11 protein-coding genes are annotated in these 15,307 nt (G+C 39.0%); 9 read left to right on the top strand and 2 right to left on the bottom strand.

The features are described 5' to 3' along the window. Positions 1-225 precede the first annotated feature (225 nt). On the bottom strand, positions 226-912 hold the full coding sequence (locus C9J46_RS20845) for a hypothetical protein (protein ID WP_107291465.1): 687 nt from the start codon (positions 910-912) through the stop codon (positions 226-228). A gap of 459 nt (positions 913-1,371) precedes the next feature. After that, entirely contained in the window at positions 1,372-1,971 is a 600-nt protein-coding gene (locus C9J46_RS20840; RefSeq protein WP_107260804.1) for a recombinase family protein, read from the bottom strand. A 237-nt stretch (positions 1,972-2,208) separates the two neighbouring features. Between C9J46_RS20840 and C9J46_RS20835 the strand changes: the two genes are divergently transcribed. The 9 genes from C9J46_RS20835 (at position 2,209) to C9J46_RS20795 (ending at position 15,037) form a co-directional block, all read left to right on the top strand. Next, a complete protein-coding gene (locus C9J46_RS20835) occupies positions 2,209-6,858 on the top strand; it encodes an SslE/AcfD family lipoprotein zinc metalloprotease (protein WP_107291464.1) in 4,650 nt (1,549 codons plus the stop codon). Between the two features lie 459 nt (positions 6,859-7,317). After that, positions 7,318-7,584 carry a helix-turn-helix transcriptional regulator gene (locus C9J46_RS20830; RefSeq protein WP_107291463.1) on the top strand — a complete coding sequence of 89 codons (267 nt, stop codon included), beginning with the start codon at positions 7,318-7,320 and terminating at the stop codon, positions 7,582-7,584. Positions 7,585-8,373: 789 nt separating this feature from the next. Then, on the top strand, positions 8,374-8,886 hold the full coding sequence (locus C9J46_RS20825) for an EexN family lipoprotein (RefSeq protein WP_107262262.1): 513 nt from the start codon (positions 8,374-8,376) through the stop codon (positions 8,884-8,886). Between the two features lie 211 nt (positions 8,887-9,097). After that, positions 9,098-10,009 carry a hypothetical protein gene (locus tag C9J46_RS20820; RefSeq protein WP_107291462.1) on the top strand — a complete coding sequence of 304 codons (912 nt, stop codon included), beginning with the start codon at positions 9,098-9,100 and terminating at the stop codon, positions 10,007-10,009. Positions 10,010-10,016: 7 nt separating this feature from the next. Further along, the gene (locus tag C9J46_RS20815; RefSeq protein ID WP_045187065.1) at positions 10,017-10,457 is read left to right on the top strand and encodes a hypothetical protein; all 441 of its coding nucleotides are present in this window, start codon (positions 10,017-10,019) and stop codon (positions 10,455-10,457) included. 605 nt (positions 10,458-11,062) lie between these two features. Continuing rightward, complete coding sequence (locus C9J46_RS20810) at positions 11,063-11,344, top strand: hypothetical protein (RefSeq protein WP_107208640.1); 282 nt, start codon at positions 11,063-11,065, stop codon at positions 11,342-11,344. A gap of 252 nt (positions 11,345-11,596) precedes the next feature. After that, entirely contained in the window at positions 11,597-11,929 is a 333-nt protein-coding gene (locus C9J46_RS20805) for a hypothetical protein (protein WP_107291461.1), read from the top strand. A gap of 162 nt (positions 11,930-12,091) precedes the next feature. Next, positions 12,092-13,141, top strand: coding sequence for a hypothetical protein (locus C9J46_RS20800; RefSeq protein ID WP_107291460.1), 1,050 nt, complete (start codon positions 12,092-12,094; stop codon positions 13,139-13,141). 1,590 nt (positions 13,142-14,731) lie between these two features. Further along, the gene (locus tag C9J46_RS20795; protein WP_146144676.1) at positions 14,732-15,037 is read left to right on the top strand and encodes a hypothetical protein; all 306 of its coding nucleotides are present in this window, start codon (positions 14,732-14,734) and stop codon (positions 15,035-15,037) included. Positions 15,038-15,307: the final 270 nt, after the last annotated feature.

Genomic DNA, 15,307 nt, shown 5'->3' with positions numbered 1-15,307 from the left:
GTTGTTTAATTACTTTAGACTAATTAAAAAATCACTTTAAACGATTTTTAGCTAAAAAAGACTGTATTTAACATATTTGATCTTAAGCGATCCGATACGCCGTAACGTCCAGATACTAAAAGACCGCCTCAATGGACGGTCATTTAACAGTAATTCTATTAATGCGTACTCGCAAATCATCTAAAGTCTTGATAATTATCAGTTACACGAGATTTTAATAAGACCCTAAATATATGGGTAATAATTCTTATACAAGTCAGGTTCACCTTTTGAATTGGTAACCCTAGAAGCATACTCCATATACTGGCGAACACTGTGCCACATACTTATACCTGACTCATAAATAGATACATGTAAAAGGGAAATACTTTCTTCTTCTGTCTGCATCCCTTCTCTAGATAATCTTATAAAATTCATACTTTTCATATTTTCGTAATCAAACTGATTAACTTTTCCATTAAAGTGCTGACCACCAATTTTATTCCTTAAGAAAGTAACAGAATCATTTCTTGACCAAGTTTTATTCCCATACTTTAAAACAACTGTATTTAACCAATCATTTTTTGTTACTAAACAAGGAAACTTCCCCAAAAGACTTCTCGTATCAAAATCTTTTTTTAACATAGGAATAGACACGCTAGAATATATTACTGAACTATTGAAAAAACTCAATTTACCATAATCTTTAATATCGAAAAATATTACGTCTTTTTCTAGATTAAAAGCTAATTTAAACTGAGTTAGTAGCGATTCATCATCTTTTGAATGATGTAGAAGTGTTCTTATAGAGCTTGCGATTCGCTTGGCTTCGGCAAAATTACCATCATGAAAAGCAGCAATCGAGCTTGAAAGAAATCCCATATGCTCTTTTAATAAATCATAAACATCTTGTGGTGGAAGTTGTGATTTCAAATATAGTCATCCTATTAATTATAACCATCATAAGCGATATTCAGTTTTGGACTAAAATTCAATAAAACTATTTGATGCGATTATTCTTTGACTCATAACTTCAAATATTGCCACGAGTTTTATCCAGCATGAACATCTCCATACTCTTAAGCAGGATATTTAATTTTAGCTATTTCATTTGATAGCGACCAGACATTAAATCATAGAAACGACTTTAATACCGCAAACACCTATCACTCGACACCTAGTGTGACTTTTCTCTGAAAACAGCCCTATTTAACTTAATGAATCTATCGCGCACTACAAAAGAACATTACACACAAGAACAGGGCGTTAAGCCCTGTTTTTGCATCATTCAAGCATCACTTGTGGCTAAAATACCGCATTTAATATTTGTTAAAGACGCAACAAATCACAGTAAAAGCAATTCGCCCCGACATTGCTACCAACACGACAAAACTAACCTTCTTTTACCACTCTCGCTATTGTCGCCCTACTACAGCCTAACTTCTGCTGTATTTCTGAATAACTCCGCCCAAGTTTTAATTGATCTCGTATATCTTGATGCAGGGATTCATTCACACGGCGCCCACGGTACTTACCTTCCGCTTTTGCTTTCGCAATGCCTTGCGCTTGGCGTTTATGACGAGTTTCGTAATCATCACGGGCCATGGCTGCACCCAAATCCAACATGAACTCGGTTAAAGCCAACGTAATGCTGTTCTGCTCTCCTGCGCTGAACACCGCATGCGTCATAGGCTGATCTACCACCACTATCACCAACCCTTTTTCCATGATACGTGCTTTTAAAGTTTTCCATTCAAGCCAAGGTAAACGAGTAAGGCGATCCATCTTTTCAATCAGCAACACATCACCGGCTTCGCTGTCATCTATCAGCTTGTTGAGTTCAGGGCGTTCTAACTTGGTGCCAGATTGGTTTTCGATGTAGTAGCCAGCAATGCGACTATTAAATTTGGCGCCAAAGGCTTTGAGTTCTTCTTTTGCCCGTTGGGCATCTTGCTCGGTGGTTGAGGCGCGAAGGTAAGCACGGATCAGCATGGTTTTCCCTAAACTGGTTTAATTTAAGTTGGTTTCTCAAATCAGTTTAGTATAGATGGTTTCACAAATGAAGCGGTAAGGGTTGAGAGGCAGTGGAGAGTGGTTTCTTTAGGGTATACCCATAAAGCTTGTTTTTTATAATTGTTTCAAGTTGTAAGCAGAGACATAAATCAAGTTGCCAACTTGATTATTACAATATAAAACAGCAAAAAAATCACTATCTTAGGTCATGCTTTCATGCAAAAAAAACTTATTGCTGTTGCTATTAGCTCCTCAATTTTATTGGTAGGTTGTCATGGTGACGATACATCTAACACAACCATTATTCCTCCTACCGAAATTCTGCCGAGTAAACCACTTCCAGAACCAGATATTGACGACCCTGAGATCACACCGCCACCTGTTGAACCACCAACGGAGCCAGAAATCACACCTCCACCTGTTGAACCACCAACAGAGCCAGAAATCACGCCACCAGTTGTTGATCCTGAAACAGGTGATCCAGAAGTCATCCCTCCAGTAGAGCCAGATCCAACCGCCACCGCACTTTTTGCTTTAGATAGCGATCTTAGTTTTGGCAACAGCGTGTTATGTAATGGTGAAACAGCAAACAGCCTGATTATTAACAATGGCGATACTGTCAGTTGTTATTACGGTGCTGTTGAGCTTGCAACATTTAGCAATATCGAGCTTAAAATCACCAAAGACACAGCACTAGAAAAAGTTAAGCGCTTAAACTTAGCGGATTCAGATCGTTTTGTTGCGATCACAGATGCTATTGAACTGCAAAATGCATTAGATAACACTCGAAGCCTATTACTTAAAAGTGGTACTGCTATCGGTGGCGTAGTTGAACTGTCATTATCTTCTGCTGAGCAATTACGTTTTAACAGCTTGTATCACTCCACAGAATTACAGACCTTAAGTAAAGATGAGTTTAACAAGTTATTAGCCGATAAAGTCGAAGAAAATACCGAAGCGGATAGCAAACCTTCTACTCATGAACCGAATGTAAAACCAGAAGTCACTCCTGGTACAAGTGACGATCTAAATTCTAATTTTGTTTCTGCCAATGCGGAGGCAAACTTGGTTTATCAACCGACAAAGGTGATCCTATCTCAAGGTACGCTGGTTGATAGTCACAACAATCCAGTACAAGGTATTGAGTACTACAGCCATTCATCTCGTGGCATTACCGATGAACAAGGCAAATTCTCATTCAACTGGGGTGAAACTGTCTCTTTTGGTATTGATACCTTTGAATTAGGTGAAATCAAAGCCAATAAAACACAGTTTTCCATTGCAGATTTAGGCGCTGAGCACCTAGGCCGTAATGCTGAACGTTTATTGCAACGTTACTCTCATGATGGTTCACAGCTTGTGATCAACGATCGTGTGCGCCAAGTATTTGCCATGTACCCGAACGTCATCAATGAAGCGATTAACCTATCACTGTCAGAGCCTGTGATGCTTGATAACGGCACTGGGACTCCAACACCTATTGATGGTGAGTTTGATAAACAATTTAATCAAGGTTTAGCACTAGATATCGACACCGCGATTTGTGAAGGTAAATGTAGTGCCACACGCAGTATCTCAAGCTTATCTTTTCCTCGTGTGATGGATGCTGGCGGTAACATTCAAGCGAATATTTTAAAGCTATGGGGGGCCGGTGTTGATGCGCAGTCAGAAGGCTGGAAACCTGTCACTAAATTCCACGTATTTAGTGACGAAACATGGTACTACGGCAGTCCAGGTTATCCTCGTGGACAAGGTGCAATCAACATCTCGAATGCAGCATTTCCTGTATTGATGCCGCGTAACGATAATAACTTTTGGCTACGTTTTGGTGAGAAGAAAGCATGGGATGAACGTTCTCTTGCATACATTACTGACGCGCCATCAACAGTCAAACCAGATTTAGTCGGTGGTAACACTGCAACCTTTAATCTGCCATTTATCAGTATTGGTGAAGTAGGTGCTGGTAAAGTTATGTTGCTAGGTAACAGCAAATACAACACGATTCTGGTGTGCCCTGAAAGCTATAGTTGGGATAACGGCGTAAGTGACAACGGAGCATGTTGGAATAACACCCAAGACTCCGAAGATATGGCGAATTTCTTCTCCAATACCTTCCGTTATTTAATTGGTGATAAATACACGGCATCAGTAGAACCAATCAACATTGGTACCAATATTCCTGATGTTTATTTCCGCCGTTCAGGACATCTAGTCATTGGTAATAAAGCACCATTTGTTATTGATCCTCGCTTTAAGATGACAGCTCAACAGCTTTCAAGCTTTAGTGGTATCGATCCCGTTGATATGCCGTTATTAATTTTAAACGGCTACGAAAATAGTGTATCAACCAGTGGTGAGATCCCTTCTTTAGCCAACACCGAACAACCTAAACTAACGCAACAAGATGTTTCTGATCTACTCAATTATGTAGAGCGTGGCGGTAATATCTTGATCATGGAAAGTATTACTAAACGTGTGAACGATGACTTTACTCGTTTACTGGACGGTGCAGGATTAGCCATTAATAGTCAATCAACCGCAGGTGGTAATGGTCCAAGTTATGGCTACCCTGAACGCGTCCGTTCTCAACGTCAACACGGTTACTGGGTCTTAGAACGCTATACTGGTAGCAAAGACGAAACAACCGGTAATATTAAACTGCCTTATACCATTAACCTTGATGGTTCTGTTAGCTGGGATTTTATTACCAACGAAAAGCCTGACGATAAACCAAGCTTAGAAGTCGCACGTAAGCTGATTGAAGACGGGCAAGGTGGAAACGTTGAGCTGTTAGCTTTCGTTGATACCTACCAAGACGGTAAGGCGCGAGCGACAGAAGATATTGACGCAGACAAACAACGTATTCTTAAAGAGTTCAATGTTAAAGAATGTACGTTAACGGATTATCACTATGAGATTAACTGTCTAGAGTATCGTCCAGGAAATGGTGTTCCAATTATTGGAGCCATGAATCGTGCTGCTTACAAAGAACTTCCGCTAGATGAAGCGACAGCAAAGGCCATGATTAAAGCGGCAGATCTTGGTACTAATATCGAGCGTTTATACCAACACGAACTGTACTTTAGAACTAGAGGCAACCAAGGTGAACGCTTAAGCAGTGTTGATCTTAATCGTATCTACCAAAACATGACAGTATGGTTATGGAACGATCTCGATTATCGCTTTGAATCTGGTAAAGAAGACGAACTTGGCTTTGAACGCTTTACTGAATTCCTAAACTGTTATGGTGATACCGCTGCTGGGCAAACCACCTGTAGTGATGCGCTAAAGCAAAGTCTTGAAGCCAACAACATGGTTTATGGCGCAGAGAAAGAAAACGTAGGTAAATACGCTGGCTGGATGAACCCAAGCTACCCATTAAATTACATGGAAAAACCGCTAACACGCTTGATGTTGGGTCGAACTTACTTCGACCTTGATATTAAAGCAGATGTTCGCCAATACCCTGGTGAAGTTACAACAAGTGGTGGTAGCACTAGCATCACTGTTGATTTAAGTAATAACACTGCCGCTTGGTTTGCAGGAAACCGTCAAGCTACGGGTCAATGGGCAATTGCACATGAACCAATGACAATCACGGCATCCGGTAATAGTAATCCGATCACAGTAACCGTTGCACTGGCAGATGATTTAACAGGTCGTGAAAAACATGAGTTAGGTTTAAAGCGTCCGCCTCGTATGACCAAGACCTTTACTCTACAACCCAATGCAACAGCTAATTTTACAGCGCCTTATGGCGGCCTCGTATATGTGCAAGGTAATGAAACCAATCCTGTGACATTAAACTTCTCAGGTACGGTGAACGCCCCTTGGTTTAAGGTCGATAAATGGGTTAACGATCAAAGCTCACCAGCACCTATTGGTGAAATTGAATCGAATACCTTTATTTACACCGCTGCCGCTAAGAATTTAACAGCAAACAATTATGGTGGTGATAGAACCAAATTTGCGGCAGAACTTGATTTGTTCTCCGCAGATATCAATGATTTCTACGCTCGTGATGAAGCGGTTGGAGAAGGAAATGGTCATAATGGCAAAGCGACAGATAGCACGCGATCAAATAACAAGCACCACTTTGTAAACGATATCGCTATTTCTATTGGCGCAGCCCACTCCGGCTACCCAATGATGAACGGCAGCTTTAATAAAACATCAACATCACTATCAACTACACCATTAAATGACTGGTTGTTATGGCACGAGGTTGGTCACAATGCCGCTGAAGCACCATTTAATGTGGAAGGTGCTACAGAAGTGGTGAACAACATGCTGGCACTTTACATGCAGGATAAATACCTCGGTAAAATGTCCCGTGTCGAAGCTGATATCAAAATGGCACCTGACTTTGTCCGCCTAGAGCAAGGACATGCATGGGCTGCTGGCGGTAACGGTGAACGTTTACTGATGTTTGCTCAGTTAAAAGAATGGGCAGAGCAAGAGTTTGATATCAATAACGCTATCAAAGCACCTTTGCCATCTTACTACGCGAATACTGTAACCGGACTAAAAGGCTGGGATTTGATCAAGCTAATGCATCGTTTAACGCGTAATAATGAAGAAGACAACACGCTATTACCAACCAATAACGTTTGTCGTAATCAAAATGGATTAAGCAAAGGTGATCAACTGATGTTATGTGCCTCTTACGCAGCACAAAAAGATCTGTCGGACTTTTTTGCTGCATGGAACCCAGGTTCAAAAGCCTACCTTGTTCCTGGTGAGCCTAAGCCACAATATGAAGGTGGGATCACTTCAGAAGGTTTAAGCGCAGTACAAGCACTAAAACTACCTAAGCCAACATTAGATCCGCTATCGATAAATCGTGTGACGATGTCACTTAACTAACTATTTAGTCTTAAATACGTTGATGGTTTTTAATAAAGGCTAAGTGCATGCACTTGGCCTTTTTCGTTATGCGCCGAACATGATGTCAACCTAAGAGATGAAGACTTCTACACACCTTGTCGAGCGGGAGGTGTTAGCCTATACAAGGAGCCTATCGTGAGGTGGAAGCTGAAGGAGGCAAATGGCAAAACATAGCTTTGACGAACAGAAATCTGATAGCGGCATAATCAACTTGAGTAACCTAGCAACAAATAAAATAGCCCAAAGTTTGCGACAGAACCCTATTTTCTAACTCATAGTAATGAAGAACGATTAAACACAAAGCGTTATATCATCTATTTAGTGGCAACTTTCCACCCTCACCATTTATACGAAAAACCACTTTCCCTACTTTTCAACTTCCCGTTTAGCGATACAATCTCTTGGTCCGACGTATAAAAACATAGAAGAACTAAAATAGTGAACACCCCTACCGCATTTCACTTTTTGCTAAAACAAGTCCGTGAAGAGCATGGCATGACGCAAGTCGATGCCGCTAAACACATGAAAATAGCAAGACAAACCTACTTAGATTTAGAGTACGGAAAAACACGACCACGACTAGATACACTGATTACGCTATCGACACTTTTTAATAAAAATATTTCGTATTTTACTGGCGAACGTCCCTCGTTAGACAGTTTTGATGTTGGCTTGTGGCTAAAGCGAACACCAATGCCAAACTGAGCACGGAAAATTTAACATAATTGCCGTTTTATGCGTTGTGCCCAGTGCCCGCCAGCTTGCTGGAGTTAGGCACGTAACATTTCGCATAAAAACCATTATGTTAAGGCTACTTTTTGCCAGCAAAAGGCACCAAGTAGCCGTAATTATGAAGCGCCAGCACCCACGATACCCAAACGCACGGTAATGGCGAACCACAAACCGATGCTGTTAAACCTAAGAACGTAAGCCATTACGGTGCGAACGGCTCTTGTTTGCGCGAAGCGTAAACTTCCCCAAGGTTGGGGATAGGGGTTGGAAACAAGCTCCTAAGTTAGCCAGCGGCAGAATGAATGGAAAACCGCCCCGACAACACCATGACGTTGCCTTGATGTGGCGATGCTTGCATTGCGGCTTTTCACACGAAGGCGTTTTAACGTGATGGTGTAAGGGCGTGGTTTGAAATGAATGTCGCGTTTCGCTGGCGAGCCTTATCCTCGGAGTGTCCGCAAGTGATAAATCCATCAAAGTAGATCTAATCCAAAGCGAAAAAAATGAAAGTCTCACAACGGTAAATGTTAAAAACGGTTACTCAATAACTACATCCAAAAAGTAACTATTAGAGATTGGTTCTCTATGAAAAACACCCGTTTCACCATCAAATTCACGCGAACGATGATTTTGAGGTACGTGAAAGATGACATATGTTAAATACAGCTGTTATTGATCTAATTTATGCGGTGTATTGGAAAACATACATTAGTCAGTGTTTAATATGCAGCAAGTAGATTTCTATATGACAGGATACATAAAATGAACCGTAAATTTTTAATCACTGCTTTCGTTGCGACTGCTCTTTTTGGTTGTACAGAGGATGCAAAATCCGTTGATTATTACGCAAACCACGCAGATGAAACAAAAGCAAAGGTTACTGAGTGTCGCAAAGATCCAAATGCGGAATGGGATTTATCGACAGTGAAAACCTTTGGTGATTACACCGTAGCGCAATCCTATCCAGCAGGATCTGGTAGCTATGTTAGCAAAATGGCATATGTGGATGTTGGTCGACAAATACTGACATTTGAAGCTAGTGAAGCAACAGGCTGGCTCACTTATGATGTTGATGGTAAAGACGTACAACTCATTGTTGATAACAATTTTATAAGCGACTCGCAACTTGATGAAAATGTTATGAACTTAATTAAAAATGCCCACAAAATGAGTGTTGTGGTTGATAACAAGGTTTTTGATGTATCAACTAAAGGCTCTGGCGCAACTATGATTTACTTGAACGAGTTTCCACGTTGGGTGAAGCAGATTAAATAGAGTTATTAGGATAGGAGGGATTGCAACAAGCCCTTATTAATCGCAACGTAAGCTTGTTTGCCTGTTTGCTTGCACAAGTTAGTAATGTCACATTGTTTGTTAGTACGCATAAAACATACAATATGTTAAATAGAGCCCATTTGGGGCAAATTATTGCCTAGCCACTTTTTTATTTACAATGATTCAAACTCAATAAACTTTCTATTTTTAAATGGCTAAATCTCTAACATGGCTCTCGCCGCCTACTGAGCTTAATCGTCATGACAGCTTAGTCAAACAGACTGAACGTGCTAATAAATCCGAATTGGCTAAAGAAGCTAGGGCGCAAAAAACACTGGATACGTTAGCTCGTATTGAGGCTAATCAACATTCATTGAAGCATGAGCAACTGATGAATAATATTTCAGGTAATGGATTATTCATTGGTCAATGTACAACACAAGAAGAATTAGAAAAGAATCACCAATCTGTATTGATTCTTACCGAAGAAGATACCTTCTATTCCATAAAAAACATGATTGATGAACGATACCACCAAAAGGGTGAAGTCCCATCGACATTGATTTTGAAAGATATAGATAAAGTTAAAACATGGGGTGAGTATTTAGCTACAGGTTTTGGCGCTGTTATGTTGACTCAAGCATTTGGCGATTTTGGTGTAACAGCACGATATTCCGTGATCAATGGGAAAACACGTGTGTCAATATCAACTCGAAATAATGGCAATCAGATGTTACGCCATGTGATGGTTAAAGGTATGCGTATTAAGGTGAACGGAACGAAGACCTATGCCATAGATAACCCGAAAGTAGTACAGCTAGGATTAGCCCCAAAACAGCGTATAGGTGCAGGTATAAAAGCCGGTGCTATGACCATGATTATATCAGCCGCGATAAATACGAATGATCTGATTTTTAACGATGAGACCGATTTTTACGATTGGTTCGGGAATGTAGGCGCTGATTTTATAAAAACCGCATTATCTATTTATGGTGCAGAGCTGATAGTTGGATTGATTGTTGGAGGTACTGGAGTTTTACCGTTAGTGATTATTGCCGCTGTTTCCATAGCTCTTAGTGTAGTACTGGACCCATTATTTGAAGTGAAAAATGTTTCAGGATAACTGACAAGTGCGCTTAGAAAATTACAAATATGAGAAAATATCATTAAAAAATAAAGTTGGGTTTATTTTTATAACATTACTACTCAGTGCTGGGTGTTTCTGGTTCATTAGTTCATGGATAACCGCACTTTTTAATGCGTATTCATTAACGAATATCATTAAATATTCAGTAAGCGCACCGCTTGTCGGAATATCATTATTTGGTGTTGTTGTTTGGTTGTGGCTTGCCATGTTTATTATTATCAAAACAAATAAAGTAGCAGCACATAGTTGGACTGACACGCAAAAGGAACAACATAATAAAATGTTAATTTTATGTTGTGCGATAGCTGTGGTTATTAGTGCTATTTCGTATTTTTATATTGATAATCGTTTAATGAATCATGGTTATAGCGTTACAACTAAAGTAACTAATGTAAATATATATAAGACCTATACAAAGGAATAAAACTGTTGAGGTTTAAACGGCTTTTACCTAGATATTAGATTATTAATGATATCCCTTATGCCAAATTTACTGTGGCACTAAGATTACCTAAAATTGGTTAGTGCGTATAAAAACCATTATGTTAAGGCTGCTTTGTGCCAGCAAAAGGCACCAAGTAGCCGTAATTATGAAGCGCCAGCACCCACGATACCCAAACGCACGGTAATGGCGAACCACAAACCAATTCAGTTAAACCTAGGAGCGTGAGCCATTACGGTGCGAACGGCTCTTGTTTGCGCGAGCGTAAACTTCCCCAAGATTGGGGATAGGGGTTGGAAACAAGCTCCTAAGCTAGCCAGCGGCAAAATGAATGGAAAACCGCCCCGACAACACCATGACGTTGCCTTGGTGTGAGCGATGCTTGCATTGCGGCTTTTCACACGAAGGCGTTTTAACGTGATGGTGGTAAGGGTGTGGTTTGAAATGAATGGCGCGTCTCGCTGGCGGGCCTTATCCTCGGATTGTCCGCAAATGGTATCCCACAAAGCATATGAAAACATAGATAAAACATTGAAAAAAATAACAATAAGCTTAATATCGCTTTTGTTTTATTGAAGAATTTTATTATGAATAAACTATTTATTACTTTTGCTTTATTTGGGCTAGCTGGTTGTGCAACAACAACTACGGGTCCAACACCTTCAGGACAAGATCAATATGTTATGTCGCGTCAGGAAGGGGCTTTTCCATCGGGTAGTGAACCGTTACTACAAGAAGTACTAGAGCAAGCTAACAAGTTTTGTCAAAGCTTAGATAAAAGCTTAGAGGTACTAGATACTCACGAAAACCAAGGGCCATTTATCTTAGGCAATTACCCAAAAGCAACAATTCGCTTTAAGTGTTTATGATATTAAAGATCGTCAATAGACGATCTTTTTTTCTGGATTCACAACAAATCGCAACTTTTATGTTATTGGGATAAGTGACACTAAAAATACTTCCCATCGAGGCGGTATTTCGATATCTGGTCGTTACCGCATATCGGATCGATTTAACCATCATCTATTAAATATCGATATTTCTTTATCCTTTTCAATATTTATAAATCAATGAGTAAAGCGTATTTATCTGTTTCTCTCTTTTAAATCAGGATTAAATATATGTATCAAAAAAATATCTGTCTAAATACAAAAACTTGGGTCGCGTATTCCACTGGTAATCAGGGATACCGTAAGCTAATCAAGAATCCAAAGCCTACCGCAGATGATGTTCGACGTGCTTTATATAAACGTTCAATTAAGAGGCGGAGCGAAAATACTAGGGATTATTACAATCAGTGGTCTGAGTCTGTTGAAAGGGATGGCTTGGATTTTTTCTTTGTTGTCACTGTTAAAGCTAAAACGAAGGATGAAGCTGATGCAAAGGCAAAAGAAATTGTTTCTGACAATGGATGGAAAGAAGCAAGTACAGCGACATATGCGACAGAAATTTAGACACAAGAACGACTCTCAGCTGGGAGTCATTCTCTGTTTTTTAACCGCATTATTAATAGAGCCGTTAACAGCACTTAGTGCGCATAAATAACCATACGGTCAAATAAGCCCTACTCTCAGGGGTTATTAACAATAATAATCACAATCCACTTATCAAAATATATGACTAGAACAATAAAATATTGGCAACACGCTGCAGGTGACCAAGATAGAAATTATGTAGATTTATGTCTTAAATGGGATGTAATTATTACAGGACCTGGTTATCAAGGAGCTTGGCCTGATTGTGCTGAAAAATTAAAAAAAAATGAATGGTCATCGAGAAAGGTTACTAATTTAAAGCGCTTTTGCGAAACGATCATAGATAGAGATATTGTTGTTCTTAGACTAGGTACTTCACAAGTTTATGGTGTAGGTATGGTAGTCGGCGACTATGAATATAATGAAAACTTTGGCGATGTAGACGGATGGGGATTACAACATATCCGTCGAGTAAAATGGTTATGGAAATATAACAAAAATCCAAAAAATTTTGATACTTATTCACTTAAGTTAGGCGATACAACACAAGAACTTACATCAGATATCGTCATCAACTGGATACACTCTTTAAAATTAGATTTTGATAGTCTACCAACACTCACAAAACTACCACAGGTTAACGTTCAAAAAGATATCTGTTTTGAAAATATATCAGAATCACTATTTGATTACGGTGTATCTAGCACTTCAATTGATGTACTAACCAAAGAAATTGATGAATTAATAAGAATTGCTAAGTGGTATCAAAAATACCAAGACCCTTCAGAATTTGAAACGGTTGCCTACCTTGCAGTTCCTCTATTGAGAGCCCTCGGCTGGACACCTCAAAAAATGGCTATTGAGTGGAATAAAGTAGATATTGCACTATTTAAACGTTTACCGAGAAATGACTCTAATTTAGATGTTGTTGTTGAAGCAAAAAGAAAAGGTAACTCGTGCTTAAATGCTATTTCACAAGCAGAAGGATATGCTCAAGGAAAAGAAAACTGTAAAAGACTCATAGTAACTGATGGCCTTAGATACGGCGTATATTTAAAAGATGGAGAAAACTTTAAATTATATGCGTATTTTAATATTACACGTATTAGAGAATCTTACCCTATTTACGAATGTGGTGGAGCTTCAATGGCATTAAAAGCAATGACTCCTGAGTGGCAAGGTGAAATCTAAAGTAATCTAAACGTAAGTCCAATAAATTTGGGCTTATTAAAATAGGTTCTATAGCAAATCTAGTGAGATGTGTGACAGAACCAGTAAAAGTCCTAATTATTTGCGACATAAATCTTTATTGAGCAGTAGAGAGCATCGGTGATGCACTTATAAAAAATTAAGCACCAAGTGGCACATTTTGAGCTATCTATTAACAAAATAGCAAAAGGGCGTTGAAGTTACCTTCAACGCCCTTTTTAAATTCTTTAAACGCTTATTTGATTTGCGCTTTGTACATAGAAGCGAAAACTGGAGTGTATAAGCTAACAACTTTGTTAATGATACGTGACATTGTGAATTCCTTAATAAAGCAAGTTTTTTATAACGTACAACCTTGCCTAAACACAGTATTTATAAGGCGTGGGTCGCGTTTCGATGTGGGGCATTATAGGAGTTTAATCGGCTTTTAAAAGTGAGAAATAATATAATTTTTGATTAGTTTTTCTAATGCAAAAATTACATAAAAAAACAGTAATAACCATTCATTAAAACCGAATAAAACAGCGCTCATTATTATTTATTGTGAACTCCTGCTAAAGGTTACGTAAGTTATGAAACTTAAGTAAGTTAAAGATTGATAAAATAATTTAAAATGAATGGTGCGTTTTAGAACGATTAAATTCAGGTAACAAATACCTACCAACTAGCAGTGGCAAACTGAATAATGGGAAGTAGTAGGACGCGTCCTACTATGTGTGATTGTTCGATGACTGTATTTGTTATGTCTGGACGTTGCCGCATATCGGTTCGATTTAGATACATAATTTTGATCATGGTGAGAAACGTAAAGCATACCTGTAAATATCCAGTTCACTTTAGATTCATGAATAGTATTGTTTAATAGATTACGAGAGATTTTCCTCCTTTATCTCTTTACCCGCCAGCCTAGGATGGGCGGTGGGTTTGCTTTTCTATGCCACACTATGAAATACCGCCTAATCTAAGGCGGTATTTTCGTTAAATAACTTCATACAGTACGTATAGAGTTATCGCTATTACTGATATTACGAAGCTGACGTTTTTGGTCATTACTCATTCCTTATAAAAGATATTTAGCGTAACCACCATAACCCACCTAATATATTTCCAAAATTTCCCGGAAATTTAACGTTCATGCGTACACATAATTTTCACTTGTGAAAGTTCGCATGCGAAACTCGAAACGTCACAAGTAGTTGTATTGCGGCTTTTCACACGAAGGAGCTTTAACGTGATGGTGTAAGGGTTTGGTTTTAAATGATAAGTCTCGCTGGCGAGCCTTATCATCTGAGTATCAACAAGTAACAAATTCATCAAAAACGCTCCCAATCAGGAGCGAAACAAATGAAAAACTCACAACGGTAAATGTTAAAAACGGTTACTTAATAACTACATCAAAAAAGTAACTATTAGAAATTGGCTCTCTACGTAAAACACCTGTTTCACCATCAAATTCACGCGAACGATGATTTCGAGGTGCGTGAAAGATGTTTATTGTTAAATAGAGCTACTTTCGGGCAAATTATTGCCTCGGTATTTTTACGTGTATTTTAACCACTCTTTTGGTTAGTTTTGCTTTATATACTTATGAATGGAAAAATCGTTAATGTCGATCAGCTTGGTTTTGATGAAGCTTCAAGGATTGAAGGAGATTGGGCTCAGTTTTCAGATAGTGAATTAGCCGCGTTATCTTTGGGAAAAAGTTCGAGCTCTATTCGTAGTGAGTTAGAAAGTGGTGAGAGTGCGCTGATTGTGGACTCTCCCTCATCGCCTCTACTTTTGCGCGAAGGGAAAGGTTTTTCATTATCAAAATCTAATGCACCTTTACTTACTGAGCATGGAGCTAAGAAAATTGGACATCGCTTTTCTGGTCATTAATCAGGAGGGTCAGTCGCTAAATCTGGAAGTGCCATTCATTCACCTAAACCTATGCCAACTTATAAGCCCGAATCTGTAGTTCCTACACCACCAAGTCATTATGAACTTCCTAAGGTTGACGATAACTTCAATAAGGCAAAGTTTGATAAAGTTTTCGCTAAATCGTGCTCACAACCTTTTGGCAATACCGATGCGTGCCAAAAAAAAGAATCGATTAAAAATAGTTTTAATCCTTGGGGACTATTTATAAGTTCAGCAGAGGCAATGCCT

The organism is Photobacterium sp. GB-36 (assembly GCF_003026135.1).
GTDB lineage: Bacteria > Pseudomonadota > Gammaproteobacteria > Enterobacterales > Vibrionaceae > Photobacterium.
Note: the sequence above shows the minus strand (reverse complement) of the source record. Positions and strands in the feature narration are given on the sequence as shown.